We start from the raw sequence: 17199 nt of genomic DNA, 5'->3' as shown, positions 1-17199 counted from the left end.
ACCCTCCAAGCTCACCAGTTTGGAGGGTTTTCAATGTGTATTCAATATGCCTTGAACTTAAGGCGACCACTGCTCAGCAGCGGTCGGGCGTGATGAAGCGGACATCTATCTCCTACATACAGCTATAATCGGTAACTTGTCAAAAAAAGGCTATGCTGCGCATGGGCGCAGAGCGGTCACAAACACGAACTAACAGAACGTGTTAAATACGAACATATCTACAAGAGTGTATCAACGGACGACTATGTCCGCTGGTGCGCTCTTTTTGCGTTTTTAGGAGATATTCCTCGTTGTAGATCACCGCCTTCTTGTCCTTCGTTTTCAACAAAATTTTGAAAATCAGGAGGACAAACATATGTCAGAGAATAAAAAATATACCATTATTGTAAAAAGGCAGCGTGTGGAGGTCAGCGAAGCCGTCTACCGTGCCTATCATAAAGAGCGTGAAGCGGAGCGCTATCAGAACAAGCTGATTCGCCAGAATGAGCTGTCGCTGGAGCGGTTCCATGAGGATGGTGTTAACATTGATTACCTCATAGTCCGTGTTCAGCCGGACATAGTGGACAAGCTCATACATCAGGAGCAGCTGGAGTCACTGTGGGCTGCTCTTGACATCTTGCCGGAGGATGAACGCTCTCTCATTGACGAAATATTCTTCAATGAGAGAAGTGAGTCACAAGTTGCCAAAAGCATTGGTATTAACCAATCTACGGTCAATCGCAGGCTCTCAAAGGTTTTATCCAAGCTAAAAAATTTGATGGAAATTTAGTCTTTTGGCGCATCGCCCCCCTCACTTTTTCCTTTATAGAAGTGAGGGGGATTTTTATCTCTCTCGTGTTCCTTGAAAAACACCGAGCCATTCGGTCATATCCAGCAGCTTAAATACGTTAGCTGTTCAGCTCCGATGAGGGGAAAGCGGCTTTGGAGGACACGCCAAGACCACCTGCGGATAGGCCAGAGCTATCCGTCAAACCGATAGCATCAAAGGTGCCAAGCGAGAAATGTCCGTCCGAGAAGCAATCCGTGGTGGATTGCCCCGCCATGACCCGAACAGCCTACAATGATACTTCTGCATAGCCACAGACATCGCAATGGGTGCAGCCGCCGGAGAACCCGGCGGGGGTGAGAGTCCCATGACAGCCATATGCCACGCTTGCGTGACGTTAACCACTGGCTGGTTTAAGCTGGCTGCCCAAAGGACGGAATCGTCCTTAACCGCAGGCATTCTGCCTGTGGTGTTCTGCTTCGGGAAGTAGTGTCGAATAGAAGCAGCAGAAAACGAAGAACAAGAGTTTTGTTATATCAGAAACTATGAGGACAGCCGCCCCGCGGGTAAACCCAGTCACAATCGGCGGCTGTCCTTATCTTTGTGGTATAACATTGATTTCACAAAAAGGAGGAATGCGAAATGCGTATTTACAAAGGTGATATGTTCTACGCCGATTTAACGCCGGTTGTAGGTTGTGAGCAGGGCGGCATCCGACCGGTGCTGATTATCCAAAACGACATCGGAAACCGCTACAGCCCTACCGTTATCGTAGCCGCCATCACCAGCCGCACAGAAAAAAGTCATCTGCCGACCCATATCCGGCTGTGCAGCCAGCAGTACGGTCTGCGGCAAAATTCCCTTGTGCTGCTGGAGCAGGTGCGAACCATTGACCGTTCCCGCCTGCGTGAGTACATAGGCCATTTGAGCGATTTGCAGATGCAGCAGATAAATGAAGCCTTAGCCGTGAGCTTTGGTCTGGATGTCCTGTTGCCGGAACCGCAAATGAGCCTGAGCTTGTGAAAGGAGGAATTTTTCTATGGATAAGAAATCCGCATGGATTTACTGCCGCATTGATGCGCCGGAAGATACCCACGGTGCTTTGAAAGGGCAATATGAAAGACTGGAAACCTATGCCGCACAGATGGGCTTCACCGTTGTCGGCTCCTCGCAGGATTTGGGCAGCGGCCTGCATTTTGACCGTCCCGGCCTGCAGTCTGTTCTGGAAGCGGCAAAAGCCGGGAGTTTTCATATTCTGCTGGTAGATTCGGTGAGCCGGATCGGGCGGGATATATCAAAGACAATAAACTTTATTCAAACAATCAGCGACTGCGGCATCAGCATTTACTCCCCGATGGAGGGTGAAATCAAGCTGTCCGATTTTGCAATACCGCTGTTTCAATTGCGATAGGAGGAAACGCTATGACAAAAACAGAACCGGTAAACGAAGTCCGTTATTTAATGGCACATAATTTTCTCACCTATCTTCTGGAGCAGGGTAAAATCAGCCTTGGAGAATTTCAGATTGCAGATGAGTTTGTGGTCGAAAAGTACAAGCCGAGGCTCCGGATTATTTAGTGGAAATAGTGATAGCTTTCCGTGCATCTCTGTGGTAGTGTATGTGCTAATACCTAAAAGGTATTGAACCTACACGAAAGGAGAACTCACGATGCAAAAAGAAAAAAGAATCAGGGTTGCCGTTTACTGCCGTGTGGCAACAGAGGCACAGTTAACATCTGAAAGCTCAGAAAAAGAGCAGGCCAAACGGCTGCAGCAAGCCCTGAAAGAACAGGAGGTGCCGCCATGCCGCAGGTACAGGTTATTGAACCGGTAAATTCCCTTTACCGCTATGCACCGCCCAAGCTGCGTGTCTGCGCCTACGCCAGAGTCAGCAGCGATTCGGCAGATCAGCTGAATTCCTTTTCTGTGCAGATGGAGCATTACACCTCCATGATTGCCGGAAATGACGAATGGGAGCTGGTGGACATTTACGCCGATGAGGGCATCACCGGAACCCGGTCGGACAAGCGGGAGGAATTCCAGCGGATGCTTTCCGACTGCAGGAAAGGCAAAATCGACCGCATCCTTGTAAAGTCCGTTTCCCGGTTTGCGAGGAACATTCACGACTGCCTCTCCACCGTCCGGGAGCTGAAAGCCCTCGGCATAGAGGTGGAATTTGAGGAAGATGGCCTCAAAACAGCAGATATGCACGATGAGATGATCATCGGAGCCTTTAGCTCCATCGCTCAGGAGGAATCCACCTCCATCTCCAACAATATGCGCTGGAGCTACGCACGGAGGATGCAAAACGGCAGTTTCACTTGCTGCTGCGCTCCCTACGGATACAATTTTTTAGACAATACGCTAATTTCCAATCCCAAGGAAGCGCCGATAGTGAGCCGGATATTCGGGAGCTACCTCTCAGGCAAGAGCATGGAGCAGATTGCAGATGAGCTGAATGCCGAGGGTATCCCCTGCAAAAGTGGAGAAGTCAACTGGCTTTATACCGCTGTCAGCTATATCCTGAAAAGTGAGCGTTACATCGGTGATGCCCTGCTGCAGAAATCCTACACCACCAACACCATGCCTTTTCAAACCAAGCGCAACAAGGGCGAGCGTGACCGCTATTACATTACCGGTTCTCATGAACCGATTATCAGCCGGTCGGAGTTTGAGCAGGCGCAGCAGCTGATGAAAGCCCGTAACGCCCTCTGCCCAAGCAAGGGTCGTGGCAGACAGTATGCTTTCTCCGGAAAAATCAAGTGTGGCAAATGCGGTACGAACTTCTCCCGCAGGGTGACCAACGGCAAAACCTATTGGGTCTGCCACAAGCACTTCCGCAGCAAGGAGCTGTGCGAAATTCGCCAAATCCGGGAGGATGCCATCATACAGGCATTTATCCGAATGGTTAACAAGCTGAAACAGAATAGCCGCTATATTCTCTCCTCAGCTTTAATGGAACTGATGGATCTCAAATCCAAAATCACCATGAGCGATGTGAAAGTCGGAAGCATCAATAAAGAAATAGCGGAACTTACCAAGCAGAGTCTGGTACTGAATCGTCTCAGGACGAAAGGTTACATGGACTCTGCTATTTTTATGCAGAAAAATAATGAAATCAACCAACAGCTCGACCTTTTGAAGCGAAACCGCCGCAGACTTCTGGAAAGCGATGCGGACGATGAGCTAATTTCCGATTGCAGGCTGCTGATTGAGCTGGTGGAACAGGGAGCGCCGTACCTGACTGGCTTTGACGAAACCCTGTTCCACAGCATCGTCAATCGGATTGTTGTCACCGAGCAGGATAAACTGAAATTCTGCCTAATCGGAGGCTTCGAATTTACTGAGCAGCTGCCGGGGGAGGTGTTCGGACGATGAAGAAAAACCGATACCTTCCTTTTGGTTACCACATCCAAAATGGTGCGCTGTGCATCCATGAAGCGGAAGTCGCTGTGGTGCGGCAGGTTTTTGAGGATTACCAAGCCGGAATGTCCTACCGCCGGATTGCCGAAAGCCTCACCATCAAAGGCATCCCCTATATGGAGAACCGCACTGACTGGAACAAGCACATGGTAAAGCGGATGCTGGAGAATTCCCGCTACTGCGGCGGCGATGACTTCCCTCCGATACTCCCTGCCGACACGTTCGGAGCTGTAGCCGACCTAATCGGGCAGAAACGCCAAGGAGAGCCTTTATCCGAGGAACTGGACAGTATCCGCAGTAAGGCGATTTGTGGGGCTTGTGGAGCCAAGTATGCAAGGGATGGCAGAAATAAAAAGTATGAAGCGTGGTGCTGCTCCGCCGAAGGGCGCATCACACCAAAGCGCATCACCGACCAAGCCCTGCTGGAGAGCGTAACCGCAACTTTGAATACAATCATCAGCGAGCCGAGCTTGCTGGAGCTTCCATCACCGCATAGGGAGAACTATTCCCTCGATGTTGTCCGGACAGAAAACCAAATCAACCGGGAGCTTGAAAAAAGCGAGGTGGACAGCGACTACATCAAGCTGCTGATATTCGGCTGTGCCGCCGCAAAATATGAGGCCTGTGCAGATTCAGAGCCGGAATACTTAACACGCCGGTTACTGGCGATATTTGAACAAGAACAGCCGCTGGATGCTTTTTCAGTGCGGCTGTTTGAGGATACCGTCAAGCAAGTGGTCATTGATTCGGACGGCAGCCTGTGGCTGCGGATGATAAACGGAAAACTGATTGGAAAGGAGTAACGCCATGCAAACGCAGACTTTAACACCCCTACAGAAAAGGGTCGATATAATCCCCGCTAATATTCTTTTAACCAAGCCCAATGCCAGAAAGAGAAAGCTCCGTGTGGCGGCCTACTGCCGGGTCAGTACCGAACAGGAAGAACAACAGTCCAGCTACGCTGCTCAGATCGCTTATTATACAGATAAAATCAGCAAAAATAAGGATTGGGAGCTTGCCGGTATTTTTGCCGACGAGGGCATCACCGGAACCAGCGCCAAAAAGCGTACCGAATTTCTCAAGCTCATGGTATTGTGTGAAAAAGGCAAAGTTGACATGGTGCTGACCAAATCCGTTTCCCGGTTTTCCAGAAACACGCTGGATGCCATCGGGTATATCCGAAAGCTCAAAGCAAAGGGCATCCCCATTATATTTGAAAAAGAGGGCATCAACACGATGGAGATGGCCAGTGAAATGGCGCTGTGCTTCCTCAGCGGCTTTGCGCAGGCTGAGAGCGAATCCATCAGCCGCAACGTCACATGGGGTAAACGCCAGAGCTTTAAAAGCGGAAAGGTGCCCTTTCAATATTCCCGCCTGCTGGGTTACGAAAAAGGTGAGGACGGTCAGCCAAAGATCGTGCCGGATGAAGCGGAAATTGTCAAACGGATTTTCCGGAGCTATTATTCCGGTGCCAGCGTCCGAACAATAAAGGAATCGCTGGAGGCAGATAACATTCTCTCGCCCACCGGCAAGCAAGAATGGTCAGTTGGCGTACTGCAATATATGCTCCGCAACGAGCGTTACATTGGAGATGCCCTACTGCAGAAAACCTATGTGGCGGACTGCCTGACCAAGGAAACCCGGAAAAACAACGGCGAAATCCCGCAATATTATGTAACCGGAAACCATGAGCCGATTATATCAAAGGATTTATTCAACCTCGTACAGGAGGAAATCGCCCGGAGAGCTGGTAAGAGAAAAGTGGCCAAGAAAGCGGTGAAAACTGAAAAAGGGAAATACAGCAGCAAATATGCGCTGACTGAGCTTCTCTGCTGTGGTGACTGCGGGACGCAATATCGCCGGGTTACTTGGGCAAGGAACGGCAAGAAAAAGGTGGTCTGGCGCTGCATCAACCGCTTGGAATACGGTACGAAATACTGCAAGGAATCGCCCACCATTGAGGAAAGCCGGTTGCACCAAGCCATTGTCACAGCCCTGAATCGGCTGGATGAGGATAAGGCAGATGTCATTGAAACCCTCAAGGCAGGCCTGCGGCTGGCCATCGGTACGCAGGATGATGACAGTTTCAATGAAGCTGCTGTCAAGAACCGTATCGCTGAGCTACAGAGCGTCATGATGGATTTAGTGGAACTCAGCTCCAAATCTAGTGCCGGTGCGGATTACTTCGATGCCGAGTTTGAGGAAATAGCTGCGGAGATAAAGGGACTGCAGGGGCAGCTTGGGGAGCATCAAGAGCAGACCATGCTCGCCCAAAACACACAAGCTCGAATCCATGAGCTGCTTTACACGCTGGAACACATTGACCTTAGTGTAAAGGAATATCGTGATGATGTAGTTAAGGGGATTATCACCAAGGTGGTGGTTTTATCCACAGATCGAATCCGGATTACTTTTGATAACAACATGGAGATGGAACAGGAGCTGCCGGGTGAATAAAAATAGCAGGTGAAGTCGCCACAAATGCTGGCGGCTTTTCTCTTTGGGCAGAATTTCTGCTGTTTTTCAATCTGTTTCACCATAATACTGTGAATATTTCCATAATTTACACGAATCTGATTGCTTTATTCGCCGCTGCGATATATAATATATACAATATTTATTCGGCAAAGGAACGTTTTAATGGACTATATGACAGCAAAAGAAGCAGCGGAAAAATGGGAGATCACTCCACGCCGGGTACAGGTGCTTTGCGCACAGGGCAAAATATCTGGTGCTGTTCGGTTTGGGGTTACTTGGGCTATACCTAAGGATGCGGTGAAGCCCAAGGATGGGCGGCGCAGAATACAAAAAGCTGAAAGATAAATACCGAGGAGTTATTCAATGAAAACAACTGTTATTAGTTCTTTTGATGATTATGTTACTTACACAGAAAACTATAAAAACAATTACTATTTTAGAGGACAAGCAAATTGCCAATGGGAAATAGCTCCATCTTTGTTTAGAAAAAAAGACTGTCTACCGTTGGAATGTGAAAAAATTCAGGAAGAGATGAAACTATCCAAATTGGATGTTTTTTCTTCAATATTTAAACTTCAGCACTATGGGTTTCCAACGAGAATCTGTGATTTAAGTATTAGTCCACTGAGTTCATTGTTTTTTACTATAGAAGATAATTCTCAGAGTAACTCCGATGGCGTTGTATATGTTTTTAATAAAGAGCTTGCTATTCCATTTAGCAGCAAAGAGGTTGTGTTGTTTTCAAAAGTTCTTCTAAAAAATTACCCAACCATTGACGCATTAGAGGATGATATATTCTCAAAGAATCAGATTCAAGAAATCTTATCTTCGAATTATATAATACAATATGACTATCATTTTTCTTATACGAACCAAAGAGCTATTCTTCAAGGAGGTACAGGAATATTATTTGGATTTGATTGCAGTAATGATGTAATTAGTCCTATTGGCAAAAAAGGTCTTGACGCTTATATAGATGAAAAAATTATTATTCCCCGTGATATTAAACGTGAAATAAGCGACAGATTAAGGAAACTCGGTTTTATACACGATGTTTTATATCAAGTTTTTGAAAGCACAAATACAACCAAAAATTTTTCATTAACTAAAACTAAGTTTGATATTCATGATAAATATGAGTTTAGAAAGATTCTTGCCAATTATCAAATTAGTAGTATTAACTTTGACAAAGAAGAATTGATTAAAAGAATTGCTGAAATTTATAAAAATCTATTTCTTGCATATGGTGCTAATGCTCGTATATGGTTATACATTTATCTTGATGAAAATGATCTGACTGAAGGCAACTTTATTTGTAGAACAGAATGGCGTCAAGATTGTCCTTACACAATTAAATGGACTAAAGATTATTTTACCAGAAGATTCAGCTATATAAATGAACAGGCCTCTGAACAGGAGATAATCAGGAAATTCAGCGATTTAATTCATTTGATTGATCCCGCATTCGATGATATATCGCATTTTGTTTCTAATAATATATATTCGATAGAGGACTTAATAAATAAAATACAATCGTATAAAAAGCAAGTTAAAATGGCATCTTTTAGATCTGACGATATTCCAAAAGGTAACTGTGACATTGAGAAATTTTCAAATGCTGCTTATGCATATATCAAAGATGTAGAACGCCTTATTGATGAAATGTTGTTATATACTTCCAGAGGGGAGAAAGAACAATTTCTTAAGTACTGGGTGGAAGTTCTTGTAAAAGATTGTAAGAAATCCAAAGAACGTTTGGAAAAGATGGAGGTAAAGTTTGAAACATTGTAATTTGAGCACTATCCCCCAAAAGGGTACAACAAGTTAGACCGCCCACAGGCAGTCAAAAAAGCAGTAATGTCAATTAGGGAGCTGGGGCAGGAGACACAATATAGCCCTGCCTTTGCAGAATAAAAACGGCTTCTGCCACAGAGACCTCACGATGTGCAGGCGGAAGGTCAGATTTACGGTAAAGCTCCGGATTGTAAGGCTCATTCTTCTTGAGAATGTTGTAGATGGCAGTCAGCAGCATCCTTGCAATAGCGATAATGGCCTTTTTGTGTCCCCGTCGCTTTTTGAGCGCGAGATAACGATTGCGGATTTCAGGGTGCTTTTTACTGGTAACAACAGCATTAGCACACTGAACCAGAAGCGGCTTGATGTAGGCTCCGGCGCGATTAATACGGGTGGTCTTTTTCTTTCCGGCGCTCTCATTGTTCTGCGGAGTAAGTCCAGCCCAGGAACAGAGGTGCTTCGAGGTTGGAAACACGGACATATCCACGCCAATTTCCGAAATAACCGCAATTGCGGAAAAGGATTGGATACCCGGAACCGTCGAAACGAGGTTTAGTTGGGGCAGATATTTCTCTGCGACAGAAAGAATCAGAGATTCCAGATTCAGCTTGCACAGTTCAAGACTATCCATGTGGGAACGGATGATGCGGAGCTTTTCAGCCTGTTCATCACACATCTCTCCGTCCACGGCACTTTGTATGTCCTCAGCCGAAGCCTTGATGCCTTTTGTAAGATAGGGTGTCACATCAAACGGCTTGTTGTTTTCAAGCAGTCTTCCGGTAATAGCGGAAGCGGCTTTTCCGAACACGTCGGAAAAAACATCATCCAGTTTGATGTTGGAGACGGTTAGGCAGTTCTGTGCCCGATTCTTTTCTCCAGTGGTGAAGTTGGTCAGCTTCCAACGGTAGCGTACCAAGTCCCGAAGCTGACGGATATCGGCGGGCGGAATAAAGCTTCCTGTGACAAGGTCGTGCTTAAAGATATCGGCAATCCATTTTGCATCCTTTTTGTCCGTTTTCTTGCCCCTGATTGCCTTAACGTACTTCGGATGGGCAAGAACAATTTTGCAGGTCGGTTCCAGAATGTTGTAAATAGGAATCCAATACTTCCCGGTGGATTCCATACAAACATCCTTGCAGTTGTTCTCGAAAAGCCAGACCGCGCAGCGGCGCAAATCCCCGGTAAATGTGGAAAACCGTTTGCTTTTGTAAGTAGTGATGCCTTTCTCGTTGGTCGATGCGATGCAGGCAACCAGAAAGGATTTGTGTACATCCATCCCACAGCAAACAGGGTAAGCGATTTTAAGCATAACACATCCCTCTGAAAAAGTATTTGAGGGAACAGGCAGGGACTGGACGCTCACTGAAAAACGAGTAGTCTGTCTCTCCAAAGATAAGTTTACGGGGTACAAAGCCCCACTCATTTGTGCTTGAAAGAACGTCCGGCACACATAAACATACGGTCAGCCGACAAGCTGTGCCCACTCACCTCCACGTGCTCTGTAGTGTGCCTGCTCCTCAAGCATATTTTAACAAAATTTTCGATTGCTGCGTTAGTCGCAATGGGTTTCATACCTCGTTTGTGCCTTGTAGCGCAGCGGAAAGGAATGGTCATAAACATGATTAAAGTTGTATATTTTGATGACTTGTCAGCAACAGATTATCTAAACATATATGATGGTGGAGAAAAAATACAAACTAAAAATAAAATTGAAGAAAAAAATAAAGAGTTAGCAAGTAAGACTTCTGCTAATTTGTTTGCTAAGCTAAGCTGGCTTCCTTTTTTAGGTGGCAGTGCTGAAACAAGTGCAAGTGCAGACTTTTCATTAAGCGGGTCGTCCTTAGTAAAAACTACACTATCAAATACTGTTTTAACAGACTTTTTGAATAGAGCTCAAAATGACGAAAGAATATGTGTATTTAATGATTATAAAGTAAGAGCTTATAAAAACTCTATCGCATTTTTTAAAATGTTTACACCCTTTTTAAAAATTACAAAATCCGACTTCACTACCGATGAGGGTTTTGTTTTCGATATTTCTAAGTTAGATGAGGCTTTTACCAGCGGCAAAGGATATTATGAATTAATTGCCGAGAATACCGTAGGTGGGATGCTGAAAAAGTACATATTCCGTTTCAACATTGTATCTTTCAGAAATAATTATAGTATAGCTGATTTATCTAAAATGGATTTAAATTATTATGCAGTCAAGGTCGGAAAATCTGAGGAAGAGATGTTGGATATTAGTAAGGAGTTTAATTTTGAGCAGAAATCAATAAGTTCTGCTTTTGATATTATTGAAGATCAAAGTAACGGCAATGCCTTGGATGTATTCGACGTAATTCTTGCTGGAGTAGATATATGAAGAAAATTACTGTTTTTTATGGTCCTAAAAAAGGGTATGAAAAACTAATACCAAATGACAACACTTCATTATCAGAATTTATAACCAATGATGATGCAAAAAGGAAAGAGATCATCATTAAGCAACAAAACCAAGGACAAGAATATGAAGCGGAGAAAATTAAAACTCATATTGATAATTTAGTTGCTTATTCAGAATCATATGCTGGAATTACCGAGGGGGCCGTTCAAAGCTTTATCAGCATATTAAGCGGATATGATATTGATAATCTATTTCTTCAAAATCCGCCCATTCAAATACGGCAACAATTTGAACAGACTTTCCCCAAAATAGTTGAAGTAAAAAAATATAATTATAAAACATTGACTAAATCAGCTTTCTTAAAAATAAACAATTCTTTTTCTGAATATATTGTTGGACAAGAGAAAGCTAAAGAACGTATTCTTGTTTCATTATACCCTTTGCTAAATAAATCTAATAGAAAACCTATGGTCTTGATGTTTTATGGCCCTTCGGGGGTAGGCAAAACAGAAACGGCAAAATTCATTAGCAAAACACTGGGTGAAAAACTATTCAGAAAACAATTTTCAATGTTTCATAGTGGAGAGTTTAGCGGTTATTTATTTGGAGGGAATCATTCACAACCATGTTTTGCTAAAGATTTGTTAGAAAGGGAATCAAATGTAATTTTGCTTGATGAGTTTGATAAACCGGCACCTGTGTTTCATAGTGCTTTTTATCAGCTGTTTGATGAGGGTGTTTTTGAAGATAAAAATTATCATGTCGAATTATTTAATTCAATAGTCATATGTACATCTAATTACCAAAATGAGGAGGAAATTAGAAAGCATTTGGGCGATCCAATCTTTTATCGGTTTGATCGATTTATAAAGTTTGATACCTTATCTTTAGAATCAATAAAGAAAATTATTGACATATGTGTGTCAAACAAAATGAAAACCATTGATCTCAAGGAAAGGAAAATCGTTAATATCAAGAGAATTAAAAATATTATGTATAGTAATGCCTCCAGATTTACCAATGTAAGACAAGTCGATAAAATAGTGCAGGAATTTATCGATATGGAATTGGTTAATAGATTTATATTGAATAACTCAAAAAAGTAATGCCCCTTTATTAGTGCATCTATTTTGACCTAATGACACAATCTTATAGTATGAAAATAAAGCTGAAAGTCTAATCTTTTCAGCTTTATTTTTTTAGTTATTTGCTGTATTTTCCATATTGTATCATATATAAATTTAGTGAAATTTCCTGCCGCTGGAGGAAAGGGTGGCAAACGCATATTGCGTTCACCACATTCCTTAATTCATAACTATTTATTTACATTTCCAGTTGAGGGCACATTAGAGCCCGGCTTCAAAAATGGTGGAAGTTCCTTGGCCGTGTTTAGGTGGAATACCATAGCTTTGACCTCGGCATACCAAATCCCGGTAATATAATAGCGGTTTTTCCTCTTCCATTGCTCACCCATCACACCACGAATCATCCGACGAATAGTACTAAAAGATGTAACAACCGCACCCTTTTGTTCTCCCTTAGGTTTGGAAAAACGTACGGCATGTTCGTTGTCTGCCTTGCAGGCTTTAATAGCAAATGCTTTATTCTTCACATCAATCATAGGTGTTATGTACTGTGGATATCCCATATCTTCAATACACTTGCGGGTAAAAGTAATGCCGTTTTGCGTGATATGCACATCAGGAGTACCAGTGACGGAAACATCAATAACCTCAAAGGAAAAGTCTTCAAAATTCATCTTATCAAACATTTTTATTATTCCTTTCTTGTGTCAATTTTTTAAGTACCTGAGCAACTTCTTTTTTGCTCCAGTTCGGATTAATATAAACAAACCCTCGCAAAGCGCCAGTTTTCACACGGCTGATGAAGACCCCAATATTCGGTTTTTCGGCCAACTTCTTAGAGAAACGGCGCTTTTTGAGTAATCTCTGCACTGCCAGCCACCTGTCTTTTGGTATAATGGCTGGAATACCGCCCTTCAAAAGATATTGAGGTCGTTGTCCTGTATTCTTCATCTTCTTATGGGTAAAGCAATCCACGGTAAATGTCTTTTGCATTAAAACATCGCCGCAATATTTTTCGTTCCGCAAAATGCGGAGAATGCTACTGCTTTTCCACATAGGCCTTCCCAGCACAGTAGGAACACGGGCATCGGTGAGGGATTGTGCGATTTCGCGAGTGTTAGAACCGTACATATAAGCTGTCATAAATATAACGAACAATGTTTGCTTCTTCCTCCACGATCACAATCTGACCAAGATGGTCTTTATCAAAACCGAGGAGATTATGCGTAGAAATAATAGGAATACCTTTCTTAAAGCGTTCAATGATTGACCATGTGATAGCGGCGCTTTTCTGCTCGCTCTCGCCTTGTGCTACTAGGCTCATAACTCCAAGGGTGAACTCATTTTTACTTTCAATTGTATTGAGATTTTCTGCTTCAAAAAAGACACTCACAGGCGGATTGAGCATTTTGAGCTGTCTTACCACGTCAAGACAGTCACGTGTGTTTCGTGCAAAACGGCTCACGCTTTTGGTAATAATCAAATCAATTTTCCCAGAACGGCAATCCTTAATCATGCGTAAAAAATCAACACGCCTATGCATGGAAGTGGCAGAAACACCCTCGTCAGCGTATATTCCTGCTAGTGCCCATTTGGGGTTTTTCTCAATCATCTCCTGATAATGTTGTACCTGTAACTCAAAACTCCCGGCTTGAGCCTCTTCATAAGTGCTGACACGGCAATAGGCGGCAACATGTAATATAGTACCATCATCTGCTGGATCAGGCTTTTTAGCCGGAATGACTTCAACATTTACAGCGTTGGAGAAAGCTTGTTGGATACGCTCTTTCTTTTTCTGACGCTTACTTTCAGTTTTGGGGGATTTTTGCCAATGAGTAATTTTTCCTGCTTCTAGCTTTTTTCTTATAAAACCACTCCTTTCTTACAGGCTTATATGGATACTCGCGGATTCATCTTGTAGTAGAATCATGGGCAAGGCCTACGGCGATAAAGAAGTTTGATATCAATACCCAATAAATGAAGGACAACCTTCGCTAAAAGGCTCGGATTCACAGATATTTTAACATGATATATTTCGCTGCGCTACAGCTTGAGGTAATAAAACGTGTTTTCAATGCGCTGATTGAACGGATTGCGGTGTACGAAGATGGCCATAAGAGCCAATGGGTGGATATCTATTATAAATTTGTGAGGTATATCTACAAAATGAGTAAATAAATATTTTTAGGCAGGAAAGAGGAAAGGCCACCAGCAATTACCTAGCTGAAAGGCCTTTTATTCATACTAGAGACTTTTTATAATTAATTTTGAGAAAACAAGCATAGAAAGGAAGCTTTAGTATGAATAATATAATTTTAGATGAATTGAAATTGAATTTTACATTTACAGAATATTATTCTCCTAATATAATTATTTATAGAAAAGTTTATTTTTCAAATAAAATGAAATGTTTGTTACATATTTTCTTATGTTTACCATTGACTAGTGGGAAGGAATATTTTACCCGACCCACATTATCACTAATACTCTTATTTTTTTCAAGGTAGGATAAGTACTGCTGTGTACACCTTTATAAGTTCTTTTAAGACTCAGAGAGAAAGACATTTCTCATAATCAAATGCCATTTGAAGTTAAAAATCACTCATATTTTAACTATATTTTGTAATGTAATATTTTGAGGTAGGTAATATACAGAAAGTGAGGAATAAAATAATGTTTAATAAATTTTTCCAAAACACGAGGAAACCTATAGGTTACGGCGGCAGTTTAATGGTCAATATGATGAATATTGGTCATAAGTCTCTTTCAAAATGGGGACATTCACATATCTCACCTGGTTTAGATGCAAATGTGTTAGATATTGGCTGTGGTGGTGGAGCAAATCTTTTATTATTTCTAAAACGTTGTCCCAAGGGAAAAGTATGTGGGATTGACTATTCACCAGTTTCTGTGAAGCACAGTCAAAAGAAAAATCGGCGTTATATTGAAGAAGGCAGGTGTGAAGTGAAACTTGGCGATGTGTCCAAGCTTCCTTATGGAGATAACATATTTGACTTTGCTACTGCTTTTGAAACTATCTATTTTTGGCCAAATCTTGAAGAAGCATTTAAACAGGTTTATCGAGTTTTAAAATCTGGTGGATATTTTATGATTTGTAATGAAATTTCAGATTCTGAAAATGATCAATGGTCCCAACGAATTAATGGTATGCATGTCTATAGTGCTGATACACTTTATCCATTACTGCAGCGTATAGGGTTTGTAAATTTAAAAAAAGATATTATTAAAAATGGTAAAGGGATGTGTATAATAGCCCAAAAATCATAATTATAGACTATGGTAAAATTTTCTTGTAATATATTTTGAAATTATGGTATAGTATAGAATATTTTTAATTAAATAAAGAGATAATTTATAATGTCTCAGTGAACTTATATAATGTCAATAAGTTAGAATACACTAACTTATTGACGTCTTGATACCCTCTATTATATTACTTATTGTAGTTATCTAATACATGTTTGACAAAGCCAAATATGTATGTTAAAACTAAAATAAGAGAAGTATTATTTTCTAGTATGCATTGTATCTGCTTGTATTAAATTTACTTGGGGATACAAGGCTTGTTGATTTACCTGACCGTAAGGTGTTTCCAGCGGAAAGGCGTGCATTTGGCATGGTTAATTTTTATTTTTGCTAATTTGCTCCCTTTCTGAATGAGTTTCGGAAAGGGAGTTTTTATTTTAATATAATTGAATGACGGTGGAGATTATAAATATTTAAGGGGATATTTTTTAAAATTATTTTAGAAAGGGGTAAAAATATGTATAATGTAAAATCAATGGATTGTAATGAATTCATCGAGGATGGAGAGGTTTTACAATCAATTAATGAGGCCCAAAAACTTGTTAAAGACAAAAATGAAATTAATAGGATTTTATCTAAAGCAAAAGAGTATAGAGGACTTACCCATAGAGAAGCAGCTGTTTTGCTAGAGATTGATGATGAGGAAACTCTTGAAAAAATGTACAAGATTGCGAAAGAAGTAAAGGAAAAGATTTATGGTAGGAGAATTGTATTGTTTGCACCACTTTATCTATCAAGTTATTGTGTGAATAACTGTAAATATTGTGGATATAGGTGTGCAAATAAAATTGGCAGACATCAGCTTTCACAGGATGAACTGAGGGAAGAGGTTAAGGCATTGGAAGCTATGGGACATAAAAGACTCCTTCTTGAGGCAGGTGAGGATGATGAAAAATGTCCAATCGAATATATTTTAGAGTGTATAAAGACCATTTATAATGAAAAATTCGAAAATGGTGCTATTAGGAGAGTAAATGTAGATATCGCTGCTACAACTGAAGAAAATTATAAAAAATTAAAAGACGTAGGAATAGGAACATATATTTTATTTCAAGAAACATACCACAAACCTACCTACCTTGATATGCATTTTGGACCAAAGCATAATTATGAATGGCACACAGAAGCTATGGATAGGGCAATGGGAGGCGGCGGCATTGACGATGTAGGAATTGGCCCTCTATATGGCCTATATGATTATCACTATGAAACAGTAGCTCTTTTAATGCATGCTGAACATCTAGAAGCAGTTCATGGAGTTGGGCCACATACAATTTCCTTCCCTAGACTTTTACCAGCAGAAGGTGTGGATTATAGTAATTTTCCTTATTTAGTTAAGGATAAAGATTTTAAAAAAGTGGTTGCAACTATTCGACTTGCAGTTCCTTATACAGGAATGATTCTTTCTACCAGAGAAAGTATTGAGTTCCGTAAGGAGCTTTTAGAGGTTGGTATTTCCCAGATGAGTGCAGGCTCTTGTGTAGGGGTGGGAGGATATGCTAAAAGAAAAACTATAGATGAGCATGGAATTGAAGAAAAGCCGCAGTTTAATTTGGCAGATCATAGAAAACCTATTGATGTGATTAAAGGACTTGTAAAGGATGGATATGTGCCAAGCTATTGTACAGCCTGTTATCGTGCAGGCAGAACGGGAGACAGGTTTATGCCTTTGGCCAAGTCTGGCAATATAGGCAATTATTGTCTGCCAAATGCACTATTAACTTTTGAGGAGTACTTAAAAGATTATGCAGATGATGAATTAAAAGACATAGGCCAAAAAATGATTGATAATGAAATTAAAAATGTTCCAAATAAAAATCAGCGTGAAAAAGCTGTGAATTATCTTAATCGTATTAGAAATGGGGAAAGAGATTTAAGGTTCTAAAATGACTAAATATATTTTCAACAATGGTAAATTAAAGACTGGGAAATCCTAAGAG

19 protein-coding genes are annotated in these 17199 nt (G+C 41.6%); 15 read left to right on the top strand and 4 right to left on the bottom strand.

The genetic code is table 11. The features are described from left to right. Positions 1-355: 355 nt before the first annotated feature. The 10 genes from CKL_RS18725 to CKL_RS18685 all read left to right on the top strand — a co-directional run bounded on the left by CKL_RS18725 (position 356) and on the right by CKL_RS18685 (position 8458). Complete coding sequence (locus CKL_RS18725) at positions 356-769, top strand: sigma-70 family RNA polymerase sigma factor (protein WP_012104157.1); 414 nt, start codon at positions 356-358, stop codon at positions 767-769. 639 nt (positions 770-1408) lie between these two features. Beyond that, positions 1409-1789: a type II toxin-antitoxin system PemK/MazF family toxin gene (locus tag CKL_RS18715; RefSeq protein WP_012104156.1), complete on the top strand. Its 381-nt coding sequence runs from the start codon at positions 1409-1411 to the stop codon at positions 1787-1789. A gap of 16 nt (positions 1790-1805) precedes the next feature. Next, positions 1806-2177 carry a recombinase family protein gene (locus tag CKL_RS18710; protein ID WP_012104155.1) on the top strand — a complete coding sequence of 124 codons (372 nt, stop codon included), beginning with the start codon at positions 1806-1808 and terminating at the stop codon, positions 2175-2177. 11 nt (positions 2178-2188) lie between these two features. Further along, complete coding sequence (locus CKL_RS21070) at positions 2189-2344, top strand: SHOCT domain-containing protein (protein ID WP_172634777.1); 156 nt, start codon at positions 2189-2191, stop codon at positions 2342-2344. Positions 2345-2435: 91 nt separating this feature from the next. Beyond that, the gene (locus CKL_RS21065) at positions 2436-2600 is read left to right on the top strand and encodes a hypothetical protein (RefSeq protein ID WP_155814047.1); all 165 of its coding nucleotides are present in this window, start codon (positions 2436-2438) and stop codon (positions 2598-2600) included. Further along, the gene (locus CKL_RS18705; RefSeq protein WP_012104154.1) at positions 2570-4144 is read left to right on the top strand and encodes a recombinase family protein; all 1575 of its coding nucleotides are present in this window, start codon (positions 2570-2572) and stop codon (positions 4142-4144) included. The genes CKL_RS21065 and CKL_RS18705 overlap by 31 nt, the downstream gene beginning before the upstream one ends. Next, the gene (locus CKL_RS18700; RefSeq protein ID WP_012104153.1) at positions 4141-4992 is read left to right on the top strand and encodes a recombinase family protein; all 852 of its coding nucleotides are present in this window, start codon (positions 4141-4143) and stop codon (positions 4990-4992) included. Before CKL_RS18705 ends, CKL_RS18700 begins: the two co-directional genes overlap by 4 nt. Before the next feature lie 4 nt (positions 4993-4996). Then, positions 4997-6646, top strand: a complete 1650-nt coding sequence (locus tag CKL_RS18695; protein WP_012104152.1) for a recombinase family protein — start codon at positions 4997-4999, stop codon at positions 6644-6646. Between the two features lie 183 nt (positions 6647-6829). Continuing rightward, positions 6830-7012 carry a MerR family transcriptional regulator gene (locus tag CKL_RS18690; protein ID WP_012104151.1) on the top strand — a complete coding sequence of 61 codons (183 nt, stop codon included), beginning with the start codon at positions 6830-6832 and terminating at the stop codon, positions 7010-7012. 18 nt (positions 7013-7030) lie between these two features. Next, on the top strand, positions 7031-8458 hold the full coding sequence (locus CKL_RS18685; protein WP_012104150.1) for an FRG domain-containing protein: 1428 nt from the start codon (positions 7031-7033) through the stop codon (positions 8456-8458). A gap of 73 nt (positions 8459-8531) precedes the next feature. Here CKL_RS18685 and CKL_RS18680 read toward each other — a convergent pair whose 3' ends face one another. Continuing rightward, positions 8532-9770, bottom strand: a complete 1239-nt coding sequence (locus CKL_RS18680) for an IS110 family RNA-guided transposase (RefSeq protein WP_012104149.1) — start codon at positions 9768-9770, stop codon at positions 8532-8534. 309 nt (positions 9771-10079) lie between these two features. Between CKL_RS18680 and CKL_RS18675 the strand changes: the two genes are divergently transcribed. Continuing rightward, a complete protein-coding gene (locus tag CKL_RS18675; protein WP_012104148.1) occupies positions 10080-10826 on the top strand; it encodes a DUF6414 family protein in 747 nt (248 codons plus the stop codon). Further along, positions 10823-11953: an AAA family ATPase gene (locus tag CKL_RS18670; RefSeq protein ID WP_012104147.1), complete on the top strand. Its 1131-nt coding sequence runs from the start codon at positions 10823-10825 to the stop codon at positions 11951-11953. The genes CKL_RS18675 and CKL_RS18670 overlap by 4 nt, the downstream gene beginning before the upstream one ends. 209 nt (positions 11954-12162) lie before the next feature. Here the strand turns inward: CKL_RS18670 and CKL_RS18665 are convergent, their stop codons facing one another. The 3 genes from CKL_RS18665 to CKL_RS21140 are packed head-to-tail and all read right to left on the bottom strand — an operon-like array spanning position 12163 to position 13634. After that, on the bottom strand, positions 12163-12618 hold the full coding sequence (locus tag CKL_RS18665; RefSeq protein WP_012104145.1) for a hypothetical protein: 456 nt from the start codon (positions 12616-12618) through the stop codon (positions 12163-12165). Continuing rightward, positions 12611-13075 (bottom strand): recombinase family protein, encoded by a 465-nt coding sequence (locus CKL_RS21145; RefSeq protein ID WP_081428196.1) that lies wholly within the window; start codon positions 13073-13075, stop codon positions 12611-12613. The genes CKL_RS18665 and CKL_RS21145 overlap by 8 nt, the downstream gene beginning before the upstream one ends. Then, positions 13050-13634 (bottom strand): recombinase family protein, encoded by a 585-nt coding sequence (locus tag CKL_RS21140; protein WP_081428008.1) that lies wholly within the window; start codon positions 13632-13634, stop codon positions 13050-13052. Before CKL_RS21140 ends, CKL_RS21145 begins: the two co-directional genes overlap by 26 nt. Positions 13635-13957: 323 nt before the next feature. Between CKL_RS21140 and CKL_RS21870 the strand changes: the two genes are divergently transcribed. From CKL_RS21870 to hydG, 3 genes are all read left to right on the top strand, one after another. Beyond that, the gene (locus CKL_RS21870; RefSeq protein ID WP_081428007.1) at positions 13958-14110 is read left to right on the top strand and encodes a DUF4368 domain-containing protein; all 153 of its coding nucleotides are present in this window, start codon (positions 13958-13960) and stop codon (positions 14108-14110) included. Between the two features lie 495 nt (positions 14111-14605). Next, positions 14606-15220 carry a class I SAM-dependent methyltransferase gene (locus CKL_RS18655; RefSeq protein WP_012104142.1) on the top strand — a complete coding sequence of 205 codons (615 nt, stop codon included), beginning with the start codon at positions 14606-14608 and terminating at the stop codon, positions 15218-15220. Between the two features lie 496 nt (positions 15221-15716). Beyond that, positions 15717-17144, top strand: a complete 1428-nt coding sequence (gene hydG / locus CKL_RS18650) for a [FeFe] hydrogenase H-cluster radical SAM maturase HydG (RefSeq protein ID WP_012104141.1) — start codon at positions 15717-15719, stop codon at positions 17142-17144. Positions 17145-17199 lie beyond the last annotated feature (55 nt).

The sequence above is a fragment of the Clostridium kluyveri DSM 555 genome (genome assembly GCF_000016505.1).
Taxonomy (GTDB): Bacteria; Bacillota; Clostridia; order Clostridiales; family Clostridiaceae; genus Clostridium_B; species Clostridium_B kluyveri.
This window is presented reverse-complemented; position numbering and strand designations above follow the sequence as displayed.

Coding starts and splice junctions, on each gene's coding strand:
- CKL_RS18690 (WP_012104151.1), top strand. CDS start 6,830: ATGGACTATATGACAGCAAAAGAAGCAGCGGAAAAATGGGAGATCACT.
- CKL_RS21070 (WP_172634777.1), top strand. CDS start 2,189: ATGACAAAAACAGAACCGGTAAACGAAGTCCGTTATTTAATGGCACAT.
- CKL_RS18695 (WP_012104152.1), top strand. CDS start 4,997: ATGCAAACGCAGACTTTAACACCCCTACAGAAAAGGGTCGATATAATC.
- CKL_RS18685 (WP_012104150.1), top strand. CDS start 7,031: ATGAAAACAACTGTTATTAGTTCTTTTGATGATTATGTTACTTACACA.
- CKL_RS18710 (WP_012104155.1), top strand. CDS start 1,806: ATGGATAAGAAATCCGCATGGATTTACTGCCGCATTGATGCGCCGGAA.
- CKL_RS18680 (WP_012104149.1), bottom strand. CDS start 9,770: ATGCTTAAAATCGCTTACCCTGTTTGCTGTGGGATGGATGTACACAAA.
- CKL_RS21870 (WP_081428007.1), top strand. CDS start 13,958: ATGATATATTTCGCTGCGCTACAGCTTGAGGTAATAAAACGTGTTTTC.
- CKL_RS18675 (WP_012104148.1), top strand. CDS start 10,080: ATGATTAAAGTTGTATATTTTGATGACTTGTCAGCAACAGATTATCTA.
- CKL_RS21065 (WP_155814047.1), top strand. CDS start 2,436: ATGCAAAAAGAAAAAAGAATCAGGGTTGCCGTTTACTGCCGTGTGGCA.
- CKL_RS18715 (WP_012104156.1), top strand. CDS start 1,409: ATGCGTATTTACAAAGGTGATATGTTCTACGCCGATTTAACGCCGGTT.
- CKL_RS18705 (WP_012104154.1), top strand. CDS start 2,570: ATGCCGCAGGTACAGGTTATTGAACCGGTAAATTCCCTTTACCGCTAT.
- CKL_RS18665 (WP_012104145.1), bottom strand. CDS start 12,618: ATGTTTGATAAGATGAATTTTGAAGACTTTTCCTTTGAGGTTATTGAT.
- CKL_RS18700 (WP_012104153.1), top strand. CDS start 4,141: ATGAAGAAAAACCGATACCTTCCTTTTGGTTACCACATCCAAAATGGT.
- CKL_RS18655 (WP_012104142.1), top strand. CDS start 14,606: ATGTTTAATAAATTTTTCCAAAACACGAGGAAACCTATAGGTTACGGC.
- CKL_RS18670 (WP_012104147.1), top strand. CDS start 10,823: ATGAAGAAAATTACTGTTTTTTATGGTCCTAAAAAAGGGTATGAAAAA.
- hydG (WP_012104141.1), top strand. CDS start 15,717: ATGTATAATGTAAAATCAATGGATTGTAATGAATTCATCGAGGATGGA.
- CKL_RS18725 (WP_012104157.1), top strand. CDS start 356: ATGTCAGAGAATAAAAAATATACCATTATTGTAAAAAGGCAGCGTGTG.
- CKL_RS21145 (WP_081428196.1), bottom strand. CDS start 13,075: ATGACAGCTTATATGTACGGTTCTAACACTCGCGAAATCGCACAATCC.